The organism is Dawidia soli (genome assembly GCF_018598185.1).
GTDB lineage: Bacteria > Bacteroidota > Bacteroidia > Cytophagales > Cyclobacteriaceae > Ohtaekwangia > Ohtaekwangia soli.
The window spans coordinates 117,884-132,391 of record NZ_JAHESC010000004.1; the positions used below are offsets into that span (position 1 = coordinate 117,884).

At 56.8% G+C, this 14,508-nt stretch carries 17 protein-coding genes; 3 read left to right on the forward strand and 14 right to left on the reverse strand.

Features of this window, described 5'->3' with window-relative positions; translation table 11 throughout:
- Positions 1-2: 2 nt before the first annotated feature.
- The 13 genes from KK078_RS04125 to KK078_RS04185 form a co-directional block, all read right to left on the reverse strand.
- Positions 3-260, reverse strand: a complete 258-nt coding sequence (locus KK078_RS04125; RefSeq protein WP_254088980.1) for a phosphopantetheine-binding protein — start codon at positions 258-260, stop codon at positions 3-5.
- Positions 248-865: a beta-ketoacyl synthase N-terminal-like domain-containing protein gene (locus KK078_RS04130; protein WP_254088981.1), complete on the reverse strand. Its 618-nt coding sequence runs from the start codon at positions 863-865 to the stop codon at positions 248-250. The genes KK078_RS04125 and KK078_RS04130 overlap by 13 nt, the downstream gene beginning before the upstream one ends.
- A 3-nt stretch (positions 866-868) precedes the next feature.
- Positions 869-2,119, reverse strand: a complete 1,251-nt coding sequence (locus KK078_RS04135) for an NAD(P)/FAD-dependent oxidoreductase (RefSeq protein ID WP_254088982.1) — start codon at positions 2,117-2,119, stop codon at positions 869-871.
- 16 nt (positions 2,120-2,135) lie between these two features.
- Positions 2,136-3,200: a class I SAM-dependent methyltransferase gene (locus tag KK078_RS04140; protein ID WP_254088983.1), complete on the reverse strand. Its 1,065-nt coding sequence runs from the start codon at positions 3,198-3,200 to the stop codon at positions 2,136-2,138.
- Complete coding sequence (locus KK078_RS04145; protein ID WP_254088984.1) at positions 3,197-4,312, reverse strand: beta-ketoacyl-[acyl-carrier-protein] synthase family protein; 1,116 nt, start codon at positions 4,310-4,312, stop codon at positions 3,197-3,199. Before KK078_RS04145 ends, KK078_RS04140 begins: the two co-directional genes overlap by 4 nt.
- A 2-nt stretch (positions 4,313-4,314) precedes the next feature.
- A complete protein-coding gene (locus KK078_RS04150; protein ID WP_254088985.1) occupies positions 4,315-4,725 on the reverse strand; it encodes an acyl-CoA thioesterase in 411 nt (136 codons plus the stop codon).
- Positions 4,726-4,733: 8 nt separating this feature from the next.
- Positions 4,734-5,378 carry a hypothetical protein gene (locus KK078_RS04155; RefSeq protein ID WP_254088986.1) on the reverse strand — a complete coding sequence of 215 codons (645 nt, stop codon included), beginning with the start codon at positions 5,376-5,378 and terminating at the stop codon, positions 4,734-4,736.
- Positions 5,375-5,803, reverse strand: a complete 429-nt coding sequence (locus KK078_RS04160) for a 3-hydroxyacyl-ACP dehydratase (RefSeq protein WP_254088987.1) — start codon at positions 5,801-5,803, stop codon at positions 5,375-5,377. The genes KK078_RS04155 and KK078_RS04160 overlap by 4 nt, the downstream gene beginning before the upstream one ends.
- 1 nt (position 5,804) lies before the next feature.
- Positions 5,805-6,686: an LpxL/LpxP family acyltransferase gene (locus tag KK078_RS04165; RefSeq protein WP_254088988.1), complete on the reverse strand. Its 882-nt coding sequence runs from the start codon at positions 6,684-6,686 to the stop codon at positions 5,805-5,807.
- Positions 6,687-6,689: 3 nt separating this feature from the next.
- On the reverse strand, positions 6,690-6,947 hold the full coding sequence (locus tag KK078_RS04170; RefSeq protein WP_254088989.1) for an acyl carrier protein: 258 nt from the start codon (positions 6,945-6,947) through the stop codon (positions 6,690-6,692).
- 5 nt (positions 6,948-6,952) lie between these two features.
- Positions 6,953-8,173, reverse strand: a complete 1,221-nt coding sequence (locus KK078_RS04175; RefSeq protein WP_254088990.1) for a beta-ketoacyl-[acyl-carrier-protein] synthase family protein — start codon at positions 8,171-8,173, stop codon at positions 6,953-6,955.
- A gap of 172 nt (positions 8,174-8,345) precedes the next feature.
- Entirely contained in the window at positions 8,346-9,095 is a 750-nt protein-coding gene (gene fabG, locus KK078_RS04180) for a 3-oxoacyl-ACP reductase FabG (RefSeq protein WP_254088991.1), read from the reverse strand.
- 13 nt (positions 9,096-9,108) lie between these two features.
- Positions 9,109-10,650, reverse strand: coding sequence for an HAL/PAL/TAL family ammonia-lyase (locus tag KK078_RS04185; protein WP_254088992.1), 1,542 nt, complete (start codon positions 10,648-10,650; stop codon positions 9,109-9,111).
- A gap of 161 nt (positions 10,651-10,811) precedes the next feature.
- Here KK078_RS04185 and KK078_RS04190 point away from each other — a divergent pair, with 161 nt between their 5' ends.
- From KK078_RS04190 to KK078_RS04200, 3 genes are all read left to right on the forward strand, one after another.
- Complete coding sequence (locus tag KK078_RS04190; protein ID WP_254088993.1) at positions 10,812-13,031, forward strand: patatin-like phospholipase family protein; 2,220 nt, start codon at positions 10,812-10,814, stop codon at positions 13,029-13,031.
- Positions 13,032-13,068: 37 nt separating this feature from the next.
- Positions 13,069-13,449 carry a hypothetical protein gene (locus KK078_RS04195; RefSeq protein ID WP_254088994.1) on the forward strand — a complete coding sequence of 127 codons (381 nt, stop codon included), beginning with the start codon at positions 13,069-13,071 and terminating at the stop codon, positions 13,447-13,449.
- A 93-nt stretch (positions 13,450-13,542) separates the two neighbouring features.
- On the forward strand, positions 13,543-13,830 hold the full coding sequence (locus KK078_RS04200; RefSeq protein ID WP_254088995.1) for a hypothetical protein: 288 nt from the start codon (positions 13,543-13,545) through the stop codon (positions 13,828-13,830).
- Here KK078_RS04200 and KK078_RS04205 read toward each other — a convergent pair whose 3' ends face one another.
- Complete coding sequence (locus KK078_RS04205) at positions 13,831-14,469, reverse strand: hypothetical protein (protein ID WP_254088996.1); 639 nt, start codon at positions 14,467-14,469, stop codon at positions 13,831-13,833. It abuts the gene before it with no gap.
- Positions 14,470-14,508: the final 39 nt, after the last annotated feature.

The following is a 14,508-nucleotide window of genomic DNA, read 5'->3' on the forward strand; positions in this document are numbered from 1 at the left end:
GGCTAGGCCGGTTTATGGGCTGTGATGAATTCAGCGATGGTGCGCACCGAACGGAAGATCTTGGGTCCGTCTTGCGGGTTCTCGATCTTTACTTTGTATTGCTGCTGCAGCAGTACGATGAGCTCGAGCGCATCGATCGAATCCAACCCCAGGCCTTCGCCGAACAGTGGCTGATCGTCGCCGATCTCGGCGGGCGTCAGATGCTTCAGGTTCAACGCTTCAATGATCTGTCTTTTCAGATCGGCCATCAACTGTTCCATAATCCTGTGTAAAGGGTTTTTAATTGCTCTGCGGTATGTGCCAGGGCAAGGCCCCGGCGTGTATTTTCCGCCAAATATAAGAAAACATCGTGGTGCCCGCCCATTACGTCCACCCAGCCGGCCACGCACGCCTGTGCGCCCGGTTGTGCCAGTATCAGCGCGACGTAGCCGGCCACCTGCGCGGCATCAAACGCGGGCGTTATAAAGAACGCATTCTCGCCTTTCCATCCATGCCGGATGCTCAACTCACCCGCGACGATGTTGGGCAGCGTATACACGAACAATGCCGGGCTGGGCTGTGTACGACTCGCCGCCAGGTACTGCATATCGGTATCGAGGCTCGCGTGCGCGTTGGACAACACCAACGACACGGCTTCGGGCGGATACCCCGCCAGCGGGCTGTCTGCCAGCAACGCTTCCGTGGCCAGGAAGCCCAGCTTCGACAGCGTGTCCATTTTGTAAAACTTCGGGTAGTCGATCTTCAGGGCCGTATAGGCCTGTTGCAAAAACTCCGGCAGTGCCGGCGACGCATCCCGGTACTGTATCGTACCGTTGCGTGTCAGGGTCTGCGCCCGTATGCTGGCCGTGGCGGTGATAAAGGCCATGGCTTAGTGGAGTGACATGAGTTTTTGTTGCAGGTCGATCAGCTTCACCAGCCGCTCCAGCGCACCGCGGTGGTCACGCACAAACGGGTTCTCTTGGTCCCACACGTATCCCGCCAGCACCGAGCAGATCTGTGCTTTGATGACGGGATCGGGATTCTTCGAGAAGAAGATCTTCTCCAGCGTGCCGTCGTACCAGGCCATGACGTAGGTGCGGAAGGTATCGACACCTTGCTGCAGCACACCGCTGTAGTCTTTCTCCCAATCCACGGCTTCACCCTGCAGCTTGCGGATGGCGAGCGTCGCGGCCCGGTGGCTCGACACGGTGGCGAACATCACGCCGGAGGAAAAGATGGGATCGAGAAACTCGGTCACGTTGCCTGTCAACACATAGCCCTTGCCGTAGAACGAGCTTGTCGTACCCGACCAGGCTTCGAGCTTGCGCGGCGCGAATACCCAGGGAGCGTCACCAAAACGTTTTTTCAAATAAGGATGCGACTGGATCAATGTTTTATACTGCGCGACCAGGTCGCCGGGTGTCGTGTTAAAGAAATCGAAGCTGCCGACAAAGCCCATCGACGTGACTGTGGGCGATACCGGTATGATCCACACCCACACGCCCGGTGCATAGAGCACCACGATGATGCGGTTGGGCTCATCGAACTCGTGACGGTGTATATCTTCTACGTGGGCAAAGACCGCTTTGCGCGGGTCGAGCGACGAGGGTTTATCGAGGTTGAACAGCCGGGGGATCACACGCCCGTAGCCGCTGGCGTCGATGACAAAACGGGCATCGATCTGGGCGGTGGTGCCATCGGCATGTGTCACCGTCGTGACGCTGCTCTCATCGTCGCGAAAGGAAATACCGGTAACAGTTGTTTCGAACGATACCGGCACGCCCCGGCGTTGTACTTCCTGGATCAGGGTCTGGTCGAAGTCGGCACGCGGTACCTGCCACGTCCACGTCCAGCCTTGTGTAAACTGTTCGGTAAAGTTGAAGTCGAAGAGATCGTCGCCGCGCATAAACTTGGCGCCGAACTTCTGCTGGAAGTTCTTTGCCTTGACGGCTTCCAGTAACCCGGCGTCGTCCAATACTTCCATGCACCGCGGCAGCAGGCTTTCGCCGATCACGAACCGGGGAAATTTTTCACGTTCCACTACGCGCACCGAAAGGCCGGCTTGCTGCACTTTGGCGGCGGCAATACTACCGGCCGGCCCGGCGCCAATGACTAATACATCAATTTGCTCTGTCTTCATGATGATCAAAAACTATTTATACCGCTTCGCAGGTGAGCAGCGTATGGCTTACGCCGATCAGGTTCTGGTGGGTTGTAACCCGGAAACCGGCTTCTTCTATACAGCGGATAAATATACCGGAGTGATACATCTGGCTGTTGCCGTTGGCAATGGCTGTAAAATACAGTGACGTCTGTTGCAGGGAGAATGCGGATGCCTGAAAGCGCTGGTTGTCCCAGAACGGTTCGAGTATAAATACCTTGCCCGTGGGAGACAGGGCTTTGCGGCAGCGGCGCAGGATCGACCGGATCTGGTCTTCGGAAAAACAATCGAGGAACTGGCTCATCCAGATCACATCGAACTGCCCCTGGATCTGCTGCTGCTCGTCGAGGATGTTCGCTTCCTGGAACCGCACGCGGTCGGCAAACCCTTTGGCGGCGATGTTGGTGCGTGCCATCTCCACCTGCCCGGGCAGGTCCATGATGGTGACCGTTACCTCGGGATCATATTCGAAGCACGCCATGGCCCACTTGCCGGTGTTGCCGCCGATGTCGAGCAACGTTTTGGGTCGATGCTGAAATACCGTGGCCTGCACTTCGGGAAATGCGAAGTCGGAGTAAAAGTGGTCGAAGGCAAACCAGCTTTTCTTTGCCTGCGGCGGCAGCTTGGACAGGCCTTCGTAAACGGTGGGCCAGTCGCCAAATACTTTTAGTCCCACGGGCTTTTGCGCGCGAATGCTTTCTTCGAGAAAGAACATGGGGTTGTAACACACGTCGTGCGTGAAGTCCATGTTGACGCGCGTCAGCGCGTCGTGCAGAATGAACGACGTGGTTTTGGTGGTGCGGTAGCGACCGTCGCGAAATGTCACCAGCCCGATGCCCAGGCCGGCTTCCAGCAGTACACGCACGCCATATACCGGCAGCTGCACACGGGCTACGACCTCCTCCTGCGTCATGCCGTCGGCACTCTCTTCGATGGCCTGGAGTATACCGGTGTCGCGCAGCACGCGGGTGGCTTGAAATACCACGGGGGCAAAGGCGATCCACTGGGCCTTCTCGATGGCTTGCAACGCCGTGAGCTTGTCGGTCTCGAAAAAATTCATGATAGGTTGGTTTCTTTTTCTAATACCAGGGCCGCATTGCAGCCGCCGAAGCCGGAGGCTGTCTTGAGGATGCGGTTTCCCGGAAGTTTTTGCAGGGTGGCGCAGACGTTGAGGGATGACGACACCCCCAGGTTCTCGAAGCCGTAAGTAGGCAGCATCTCACCGCGATGCAGGCATTCGGATGCTATAATGGATTCCAGCACACCTGCGGCACCCAGCGTGTGGCCATAATATCCTTTGAGACTGTTTACCGGCGTAGACGCGAGCCCTGCCAGGGTAAATGCCTTGGCTTCCATTTCATCGTTATACACCGTTGCCGTACCGTGCGCAAACACTGCACTGATGTCACGCGCCATCAGGTGGGAGGTCTGCAACGCCTGCCCGATGGCCTGTGCCAGCTCCTGCCCGGTACGCGACGGCCCCGAGATGTGATTGGCGTCGTTGCTCACACCAGCGCCCAGCAATCGGATCGCCCGTCGATCCCGTATCAGACCAGGATCCGTGGTCAACAGCATGGCCGCTGCCGCTTCGCCCAGGTTGATGCCCGTGCGTTGGGCGTCAAACGGCCGGCAGACACTCGCACCCAGGGCTTGCAGGCTGCGAAAACCCGAAACCACAAAGCGGCTCACCACATCGACGCCCAGTACAACGGCATGATCATACGCGCCGCAGGCCAAATAGCGCTTTGCCACGATCAATGCCAACACCCCGGAGATACAAGCATTGGATACAACCAACGAATGTTTCAGGCCTATCGCCTTCGCCAGGTAAGCCGCAGTTTCGTGCACGTGCAACCGCGGCCGGTCCAGCCCCAACGCATCGATGTTGCCTTTCGTGGTCGAGAGTATAAACAGTGTTCTTTCGGGAACCACATATTTCTTCTGATTCACCATCGTCCGACGCAATGCCAGAATGCTCATCCTCTCCAGGCGACTTTCACCTTCGGAATCCTCCAGTGTACCGGCAGAAGCATATACCGGTTCCTCCAACCATCGTCCCGCCGGTTGTAACGTCACCCCGGATACCCCCTGGCGCAGGGAAGTATAATTCTCACCGGTGGTCCATCCCAGCGGCGATACGATGCTATCGGCGATCGACCACACTGCCCGCATACCTATACATTCCACCGGTTACGCCACGACTCGAAAAAGGACGGCACGACGTATTGCAGGGCGAACGTCTTTACATCGACAAACACCTGCACCGACGAGCCCACGGCCACGAGGTCGTTGCTGATCTTTTCGTACATTTTATAGGAGAACTGCAGCTTGGCCGCAGCCACCGGCTCGTAGATGGTCTCGACGATCACCGTGTTGCCATAGCGCAGCGGTTTTTTGTAGTCGCACTGCACCGACACCACCGGCACGGCCAGGCCCTGGTGAAAGAAATCGAGGTACGAGATACCGTACTTCTTGCCAAAGGCCTCGCGGCCGTCTTCAAAATAACGCAGGTAATGACCGTGCCAGACAATGCCCAGCGGGTCGGCCTCATTGAACCGTACGGTGACTTCGGTCTGGTGGATCATTCTTCCTGTTACCCGCGGAAATATTTTTTACGCCACATTTCAAACTCCTTTTTCTTGATGCGCTCGATGACGCCGTAGAGGGCACCCGCCCAATAGTTGCGCATCCCGAAACCTTTCGGCGAGGCTGTCATGCGCTCGGTGAACAACACCTGGCGGCTCTTCATATCGACAAACGTTACCCACAGGGACGCTTCGCCGTTCAGCTTGCTGAAGCTTTCGATGTTGAACATCATGCCGATGCCAGTGTTCTTCTTATAGTTGTATTTGGACACGATGTCGCCGACTTCCTCGCGCGTCAGGTGCAGGTAATCTTTCTCGGCGTTGGAGATCATGTCGAGCACCGCCAGCTGCTCGTTGTGATCTTTTGTCACATCCGATGCTGTGAGCACTTCGTCGCGGCCGACGGCACCCGGAATATCATACTTATCTTTTTCGGTCAGGATCAGGTCGTTCCAGGCTTCCAGCAGGTGGCGCATGTCGGACTCGGAACCCAGGCGTTCGCGGTCGCCGATGAATTTTGCGGCGGTAAAATCAAGTCCCAGCCAGGTGATCTTCACCTCGGGACGGAAAACGTCGCTGCGCTCCTGGGCGCTCAGGCTGCCCGTTGCCAGCAGGAATACAAACAGGAATGAGAAGGGGTTGCGTTGTTTCATCGTGTTTCTAGTTTAGCCAGTATTTTCATTTCGCAGGAGCATACTACCCGGCCTCCCTGGCTGATCTCGCCGCGGGCCACGGTAAAGTCCAGTACTTTATGCAGTATACGTACGGATGTTGTGATCTGCGAGTTTTGCGGCGGCAGCGCCGCGATGTGCAGGTCTTTCACGGCCGCGATGTAGCCCACCGGCACGGGAATGTTGTTTTGGGCGCAGTAATAGCCGATTTGCGCGGCGGCCGTCTGGGCTATATTCTCCACGAGGCCCGGCGCTTCCAGGTGTCCCCCCCACACAAAGATGTTGTCGGGCTCGACCAGCAGGCGCGTGACCACCCGCTCGGCGTCGGCCTCCACCAGATCGTGGATCATCACGATCGGCGCGCGTTGCGGAATATACCGGGTTATATCTTCTCGGGTGGCCAGCATGTCATTTATACCAAAAGTTATAATAATTAAACCACTGTTCGGGGTAACGCTTCAGCTTTTGTTCGAGGTCGCCCACGAACGCGCGCATCAGCCGTCCAACAAACTCTTCCTTCGGCTCGCCACCGCGTTGGTACAACGGGCTGCCAAAGAAATGATAATGCCGGGCGCTTTCTTTAAAGGCAAATACCAGCGATACGGGTACGCGAAAACCGGCCGCCAACTGGAACGGTCCCTGTGGAAACAGGGCTTCCCCGCCCAGGAACGGCAATCCCAGTGTTTTGTTCCCCTCCAGGAAACGGTCGGCATGCAGGCAGACCAGCTCGTTCTTTTGCAAGGCTTCGCCGATGGCGTACACATGCGACATGTCTTCCCGGATAACGATGATGCGAAAATTGTGCCCGCCTGTAACAGTGTCCAAATATTGTTTGATCTGCTGATGCTCGCCGTCGAACATCACCACGTTGACATGTGTCTGCAGGCGCCGCAGCAAATGACCGGCAGCTTCCCAGTTGCCGACGTGGGCGCTCAGCAAAATACCACCCCTGCCCTGGGCCACGATGGCCCGCAGGTTTTCCTCGCCGTCGAAATCGTAGGTGAACGTGTCGCGGTCTATGCCGGCCATGACCATCACCTTGTCCAGCAAGGTCTGGCCGAACGTATAGTAATTGCGATAGATCCGGAAAAAGGAGGACAGTGGTCCGAAGCCCAGGCGGCGGAAATAGCGGTATATATGACCGGACGAGGTCCAGGAAAACAAAAAGTAATAGCCGGCTACAAACCGCAGAATGAAATACGCAGGGTATATGCCCAGGTGGCGACAGACAAAAACGAAGATCCTGTACCCCAGTGTGGTGCCCCGGGATTTACCCTGCCATTGCGGCATCGGTTACGATGTTACCTTCTGCGCCACGCGGTTGGCCACGTAGTCGTAAAAGTTCTGGAATGTGACGATCGATACAAAGTCTTCGGGCTTTACCTTAAAGCCAAAGTTGCTTTCTATCACTACCACCAGGTCGATGTAGTCAAGGCTGTCCAGCTCCAGGGTCTCGCGCAGGTTTGCTTCCGGCTGGATCTTTCCAGGGTCTACCTCGAATTCTTCTACCAGAAAACCGTTAATCTTCTCAATAATAGCTGCCGTGTTCATTGCGGTTACTTCCACTTTTTAACAATCAAAGTCGAGTTTGTTCCTCCGAAGCCGAAAGAATTAGACAAAAATACGTCAATATTCTTATCCATGGTCTTCGCGATTATATTCAGACGCTCGGAATCTTCATCCGGCGTTTCAAAATTAATGTTGGGTGCGATAAACGAGTTTTCCATCATCAGCATGCAATACACGATCTCGCTGGCGCCGGCCATCCAGCATTCGTGGCCGGTCATGGACTTGGTCGAGCTCACGGGGGTGCGCTCGGCGCCGAACACGTCGAAGATCGCCTTTGCTTCACTGGCGTCGCCCGCGGGGGTCGACGTGGCATGCGCGTTGATATAATCGATCTCGGCGGCACGCAGCCCCGAGCTCTTCATCGCCATCGTCAGCGACCGCGACGGGCCTTGTACGGTAGGATTGGAAATGTGCTCGCCGTTGGACGAGAAGCCATATCCGATCACTTCCCCCAGGATCCTGGCGCCGCGTTTTTGCGCCGACTCCAGGCTCTCCAGGATGACGGTAGCGGCACCGCCGCTGGGCACGAGGCCGTCGCGGTTGCGGTCAAACGGGCGTGACGCCGTGACCGGATTGTCTTCGCGGATCGAAAAGGCTCCCAGGGCATCGAAATTGCCCATGGAGTAAATGTTCGTTTCCTGCGCTCCTCCGCACACAATGCAGTCCTGCATGCCGTTGCGGATAAACATGGCGGCCAGCCCGATGGCATGCGAGCCGCTGGCACAGGCCGCGCTCACCGTAAAGTTAATGCCCTTCAGGCGGAAGATGGTGGCCAGGTTCATGTTGACGGTCGAGTTCAGCGACTGGAATACCGACCCCGAGCCTACCAGCATGGTATCTTTTTTCTCGCGGATGATGTCGGTCGCTTCGACTACCGGCTGTGCCGAGCTGTCGTTGCCGTAGATCACGCCAACTTCGTGCCGATCGATATAATCCTGTGTCAGCCCGGCGTGCTTCAATGCCTGTACGGTCGCCATATAAGCGTACTCGCCCTGCTCGGGCAGCATGATGCGCGCGCGGCGGTCAAGCACTCCTTTCAGCACCGGGCGCTCTACAAATCCGGTCAATCCCGAACGGTACCCCATCTCCTTGCGTATCGGGTCGAGCACAATGCCCGATTTGCCCTGAAACAGCGAATTCCGGACTTCGTCCAGATCTTTGCCGATACAGGAATAAACACCTAGTCCGGTTATAACGACTCTGCTCATGTTATATTAAAATTGGGCGGTTCCGCCAGTGGTCGGACGCAGCTGGCACCATTCGTCGTCGCCGCGCACCAATCAATCCGCAAAAATAAGGTTTTAATCGTGAATAGCACGGACCGTAACCCATGCACGTAAGATTTCGAAACGAACAGTTCTTTTCGCAGGAATACAGTCGTTAGGAATACAGGCCTCCGTTGATGGACAGCACCGTGCCGGTGATGTACGAAGCGCCCGGAGACGCCAGGAACGCTACGGCGTGGGCGACCTCTTCGGGCTCACCGAACCGCTGCATGGGGATAAGCTTTTTCAATTCCGCTTCGGGCAGGTCCTGCGTCATATCGGTTTTGATAAAACCGGGCGCGACGGCGTTGACGGTCACGTTGCGCCGCGCGGTTTCCTGCGCCAGCGCTTTGGTGGCGCCGATCACACCGGCTTTGGCGGCCGAGTAGTTGGTCTGCCCCGGCATGCCTTTGATGCCCGACAGCGATACGACGTTTACGATACGCCCGTACCGTTTGGCGAGCATGCTCGTCAGCACCTGGCGTGTTACCTGGAAAAAACCGCCGAGGCTCGAGCCCAGCACACCGTCCCACTGCTCCTGCGTCATCCAGATCATCATGGCGTCCTGGCGGATGCCCGCATTGTTGACCAGTACCTCTACGGCCTTGTCGGGGTTCTTTTCAATCCAGCCGCCAAACACCTGCTCGACAGCGGCCTTGTCCGACACATCGAACTTCATCAGCTCGGCGCGTACGTTCTTTGCTTCCACCAGGGCGCGTGTATTTTCGGCTTCGGTGTCGTTGCTTTTATAGTTGATCAGGATATTATATCCTTGTTCGGCCAGTCGTACGCAGATCGCCCGGCCGATGCCGCGCGAGCCGCCGGTCACCATGGCGTACCGGGATGTAGAGGGAGTGGTAGACATACTGTGAATGCGATTATAGGTTAAACGATGCGCCAAGCCCCAGCAGGTAACGACGCACCGCGCGGATATCTTCATAGCGCGGCTTGTCTTCCAGAATGGCCGGTACCAGCGCCCGGAGCTCGGTATATAATTTCAGCGTAAACGACGACATCCGCGGCTGGCACTGTAAGTAATCCACCGCTTGCGCCAACGCCAGCGCCTGCACGACGAGCACATCGGCGCTGTTGTCGAGCACGCGCCGGGTCATGAGCGCAGCGTTGCAGCCCATGCTGACAATGTCCTGGTTGTCGTTGTTGTTGGAGATGCTGTGCAGATACATGGGGAACGACAGCGTCTGGTTCTCGGCCGTGGTCGAGGTCGCCATAAACTGCATGCCCTGCAAGCCGAAGTTCAGCCCCAGCGTGCCGAGGTTGATGAACGGCGGCAGCTTTTGGTTGAGTTTGTCGTTGAGCAGATAGTTCAGCTGACGCTCCGCCAGCATCGTCAGCTTGGCGGTAACGATCTTGAGCTTGTCCATGGCCAGCGACACATAGTCGCCGTGGAAGTTGCCGCCGTGGTATACCATCTCGCGGTGGTGATCCACCACGGGGTTATCGTTGGCCGAGTTCACTTCGTCTTCCAGCACACGCTGTACTTCCAGGAACGTGTCGTATACCGGCCCCAGGATCTGGGGCACGCAGCGCAGCGAGTAATATTCCTGCACCTTGTCGGTAAAGACGGCTTCTTCGATCTTGCGGTGGTATAAATGCTCGGGGCGCTTGCGGATCAGCTTGCTGTCACTTAATACGTGACGCATGCGCTCGGCGACGCGTGCCTGGCCGGGGTGATGTTTAACGTGGTTCAGCTCGAGCGAAAAGTGGTCGTCAAACGACTTCATCAGCTCGTTGGTCATGGCCGACAGGATGATGGACACCGACAGGATCTGCCGTGCCTGCACCAGGTTGGCCATCCCTACGCCGGTCATGGCCGACGTTCCGTTCATCAGTCCCAACCCCTCACGCAAGTGGATGGAAATCGGCGTCAATCCACGTGAACCCAATACCACCCTCGTCGGGCGCCACGCCTGGTCTGCATACATTTCGCCCTCACCGATCAGGTTCAGTGCCAGGTGCGCCAGTTGCACCAGGTCGCCGCTGGCGCCTACGCCGCCACGTTCCGGGATATAGGGGCTTATCCCTGCATTGAGCACGTCGCGCAGCAGCTCCACCACCGACGGGTGGATGCCCGAGGTGGCCTGCATCAGGCTGTTGAGGCGCGCCAGCATGGTGGCGCGGGCCACGTCCTCGGCAAACGGCTGCCCCGCGCCCGCGCTGTGGCTGCGGATGAGGTTGTACTGCAGCTGGCGCTGATCGTCTTCGCTGATCTTATACTGCGCCATCGGGCCCAGGCCGGTGTTGATGCCGTAGATCACCTTGTGCTGCGCATAGGCCTGCAGGAAAGTATAGTTGGCATTGACGTTTTGCAGCGCACTTTCCTCCAATCCTACCCGCTCGCCCTGGTAGAGGACTTTCTCAAAATCCGATACGGTCAATCTGCGGCTCCCGACGTTGATCATACTAGCGATGTTATTTCTATGTGGCTCTGAAACAAGCGCGCAAATTAACAACGTTTTTTTTAACAATACGACAACATCTTGCCGCGCCATCATACAAGGCTCAAAACAGCGAATTTGTGTATTTTGAGCCCGGAATGATAGAGGCCAGAATGATATCCCGGATGTTATGTGTATGGGTGCTGCTGCTGGCGGCATTTGCCACGGCAGCCCAGCCGCCGAAGGTCGGTCTGACCCTGAGTGGCGGCGGCGCGAAGGGGCTGGCCCACATCGGCATCCTCGAAGCGATCGACAGCGCCGGCCTGCGCATCGACTGCATCACCGGCACCAGCATGGGCAGCATCATCGGGTCGCTCTATGCAGCCGGCTATTCGGGCAAGGAAATTGAAAAGATCGCCCTCGATATCGACTGGAACGTGCTTTTTTCGGGCAAACCCTCCATGCGCAATGTGAACATCGACGAGAAAACCGAGTTCGACAACTATGCGCTGGAAGTGCCCTTTGAAAAAGGCCGGTTCCGCATCAACGCCGGCATTATCGAAGGCCAGGAGCTGTGGCTCAAGTTCCAGGAGCTGTTCCTGCCGATCTACGACATCAAGGACTTTTCGAAGTTCAGCATCCCGTTTAAGTGTATCGCCACCGACGTCAGCACGGGTAAGGCCGTGGTGCTGGACCAGGGCGAGCTCGTCACGGCCATCCGCGCCAGCATGGCCATCCCCTCTGTGTTCACTCCCATCGACTACGAAAACACCAAGCTGGTGGACGGCGGCGTGGTGCGCAACTTCCCGGTGCGCGACGTCAAGGCCATGGGCGCCGACTACATCATCGGCGTAAACCTTTCGCAGGGGCTACTGGCCGCCAGCGAGCTGACCTCGCCCCTGGACATTCTGTACCAGATCGGTTTTTACAAAGACGCCGACGACTTCCAGTCCGAGCGTAAGTTGTGTAACGTGCTGATCGAGCCGCCGGTGCGCAAGTATACCGCCGCCAGCTTTACCAGCGTAGACAGCATCATCGCCGTGGGCAAACGCACGGGCGATCAATATTACCCCATCTTCAAAAAGCTGGCCGACTCCTTGCGGCAGCGCTACCCCGACTACGCCCCAATCCGCAACCGCCTGCCGCAGACCCGGTCGGTGACGGTCGACAGCATTTATATCCAGGGGCTGCACCACACCACGCGCACGTCCTTCCGCAACCGTCTCAATTTACCGACGGGCAAAACGTACGACGGCACGCACGTAGCGGAAGCCATCCGCCGCGTGTATGGCTCCCGTAACTACAGCCGCATCGCCTACATCTGGCAGCCTACCCGCGAGCGTGGCCATGCCAACCTGCGCTTCAACGTGGTGGAAAGCCCCCTGACCTACGTCAAGGCCGGCCTGCATTACCATACCTTCAGCAACATCGCCCTCCTTTTGGGCGCCGAGAGCCGCAACCTGCTCTTCGACCGGTCGAAGTCGATGATAAAAATAAACGTCAGCGAAAACTTCCGGTTCCTGGCCGAGCACAACCAGGCCTTTGGTACCAACGCCGACAACAACAACCTGATCCTGTCTTTTTATTACGAGAACTTCCAGCTGCCGTTCTACGAAAACTTCGAGCAGGTGTACCTGTACCGGGGCCACAACTATCAAAACGACATTCGCCTGCAGCGCGCATTCGGCTTTGGCTCTGCCCTCGGCGTGGGAACGACCTTTGAAAGCTTTGGCCTGCGCCCCAAGATCGCCGCGGACACCTCGTTCAAAGGCGGCAACTCGTTTGTCCAGACGTATCTATACTATAAATTCAACACCCTCAACAAACGCACCTTCACTACCCGCGGCTGGCGCATCGATGCCCGCGGGGGGATTGTATATGCGCAAAATCCCACGGCGGTGACCGTACGGGCGAACGGGCAGGCGGTGCGGCGCGATACCGCCGACGTGGGCCACTACCTTCGCTTCCTGCTGAAGACCGAGAACTTTACGCCGCTTTCGTCGCGGCTTACGCTGCTGACACAGTTCAACACGGCCATCAACTTCAGTACGGAGGCACCGTATCTGAACTACTTCAACGTCGGCGGCATCAACGACTTCGTCCGGAACCAAGTGCCGTTTACGGGGCTGCACGAGTATTCGCTCAACACCAACAGCGTGAGCGTACTGATGCTTGGACTGCAGTATCAGTTCACCCGGCGACTCTATACCACACTGCGCGTCAACGGTGCGGTATACGACTACCTGAACGACGACAATGAGCTTACCTTTGACAAATACCTCTCAGGCATCGGCCTCTCCGCCGGATACGATTCCGGCATCGGGCCGATCAGCCTGACGTTTATGTACAGCGGCGAGGCCGACCGCATTTCAGGATACGTCAACATTGGTTTCCCTTTCCGGTAACGACCGGCATTCCATTAAAACAACAAACACGCTCCATATGATCTCCGCACAATCCATCGAAATACTGGCCGACCTCACGCGGCCGGAATACCAGGGCCAGCTGTACGACCTGCACGGCATGCTGCACTTCGGGAAGATCTCCTTTGACAACGGCGTGCTGACCATGACCTTCCAGGATAACCCCGCCGCGAATAAACTTTCGCTCATCTTCCATACCGTAACACTCCATCGCTTCACATTCATGAATACAACCGACGAGTTCACCTGGACGCTCGACCTGCTCTACCGCGGCCGCGTGGAAGTAGGCGGCAAGCTCATCGAGCTGTCGGAAGACGGACGGGGGTATTTTTATTGCGATTTTCTGGAAGGACAGACCGTGGAGTTCTGGGCAGCAGGGATGGAAGTAAAGGTTGGCTAATGTCTTAATCGCCCCCGCACATTGGCGTATTTCCCCCACCATTGCTCCCCATAATGTTCGTAGGTTCGTCATGAAAAACAACCCATCAACACTATGATTATCGTACAAGACACATTTGTTTGCAAGCCGGGCAATGCATCGAAGCTTGCAAAATTATTCAAGGAAGTTATGGGCGGGCGCCCCGAGCTGGTGAACATCCTGAGCGACATGACCGGCTCTTTTAACCGCGTGGTGGTCGTAACGCGCCACGATAGCCTGACGGCGTACGAAAAGAGCTGGGAAAGCATGAGCCAGGAAGAGTCGCAAAAGATGCAGGAGAAAATGAAGGGCTACACCGAAATGTATCAAAGCGGATCACGGGAGATCTTCCAGGTTTGGTAGTCATGGCGCGGACGCAGGTGGCACCGTGGCCGCCTCGTACCGCTCTTTTAGTTTCAACAGCTCCGGCCGCGGCAGAAAAGTGCCCGGCTTAAAAACTTTGCGTTGCTGTACGGCCGTATCGATGGCTTTAATCGCCAGCCATTCCTGTTTGGACCACAATGTCCTGAACCATTTATTCTCTACCAGGCACAGCGACTTCCACTCCGCGATCCAGGAATCGTTGAACCAGGGATTTCCGGATGGATGAATCCGATCGATGATGGACCCGATCCTGGACTTCAACATCTGAGCGGCTTTTTTTCGTGCGCTGTCACCGGGTGCCAGGTTGCCAATCAGCTCGATCGTTATGCGCCTGAACGCAACCGGCCAGCTCATTGAGTTCTTCCGCGCATACCGCTCGATCTGACCGGGCCAGCCATCGTTGGAATAGGGGGTCTTGTATTTCCCGCGCATCAACAGCTTTACATTCAATCCAAAGCCTAACCGGTTGCCGCGGCCAGCCTCGTAGCCGGAGATCCAACTGATGATCTGGTTTTTGTCGTCCGGGCCATTGATATACATGCCTGTCAGCGCAACAAAATGTGACAGGCGCCCAACATCAGACGCTGTCCAATGTGTCTTTTCCGTGCTTCGTTCCATCGTTGCGTAAGATACCGAAAGAGGGTCAGAACGGTCTCC

Coding starts and splice junctions, on each gene's coding strand:
- KK078_RS04125 (WP_254088980.1), bottom strand. CDS start 260: ATGGAACAGTTGATGGCCGATCTGAAAAGACAGATCATTGAAGCGTTG.
- KK078_RS04130 (WP_254088981.1), bottom strand. CDS start 865: ATGGCCTTTATCACCGCCACGGCCAGCATACGGGCGCAGACCCTGACA.
- KK078_RS04135 (WP_254088982.1), bottom strand. CDS start 2,119: ATGAAGACAGAGCAAATTGATGTATTAGTCATTGGCGCCGGGCCGGCC.
- KK078_RS04140 (WP_254088983.1), bottom strand. CDS start 3,200: ATGAATTTTTTCGAGACCGACAAGCTCACGGCGTTGCAAGCCATCGAG.
- KK078_RS04145 (WP_254088984.1), bottom strand. CDS start 4,312: ATGCGGGCAGTGTGGTCGATCGCCGATAGCATCGTATCGCCGCTGGGA.
- KK078_RS04150 (WP_254088985.1), bottom strand. CDS start 4,725: ATGATCCACCAGACCGAAGTCACCGTACGGTTCAATGAGGCCGACCCG.
- KK078_RS04155 (WP_254088986.1), bottom strand. CDS start 5,378: ATGAAACAACGCAACCCCTTCTCATTCCTGTTTGTATTCCTGCTGGCA.
- KK078_RS04160 (WP_254088987.1), bottom strand. CDS start 5,803: ATGCTGGCCACCCGAGAAGATATAACCCGGTATATTCCGCAACGCGCG.
- KK078_RS04165 (WP_254088988.1), bottom strand. CDS start 6,686: ATGCCGCAATGGCAGGGTAAATCCCGGGGCACCACACTGGGGTACAGG.
- KK078_RS04170 (WP_254088989.1), bottom strand. CDS start 6,947: ATGAACACGGCAGCTATTATTGAGAAGATTAACGGTTTTCTGGTAGAA.
- KK078_RS04175 (WP_254088990.1), bottom strand. CDS start 8,173: ATGAGCAGAGTCGTTATAACCGGACTAGGTGTTTATTCCTGTATCGGC.
- fabG (WP_254088991.1), bottom strand. CDS start 9,095: ATGTCTACCACTCCCTCTACATCCCGGTACGCCATGGTGACCGGCGGC.
- KK078_RS04185 (WP_254088992.1), bottom strand. CDS start 10,650: ATGATCAACGTCGGGAGCCGCAGATTGACCGTATCGGATTTTGAGAAA.
- KK078_RS04190 (WP_254088993.1), top strand. CDS start 10,812: ATGTTATGTGTATGGGTGCTGCTGCTGGCGGCATTTGCCACGGCAGCC.
- KK078_RS04195 (WP_254088994.1), top strand. CDS start 13,069: ATGATCTCCGCACAATCCATCGAAATACTGGCCGACCTCACGCGGCCG.
- KK078_RS04200 (WP_254088995.1), top strand. CDS start 13,543: ATGATTATCGTACAAGACACATTTGTTTGCAAGCCGGGCAATGCATCG.
- KK078_RS04205 (WP_254088996.1), bottom strand. CDS start 14,469: ATGGAACGAAGCACGGAAAAGACACATTGGACAGCGTCTGATGTTGGG.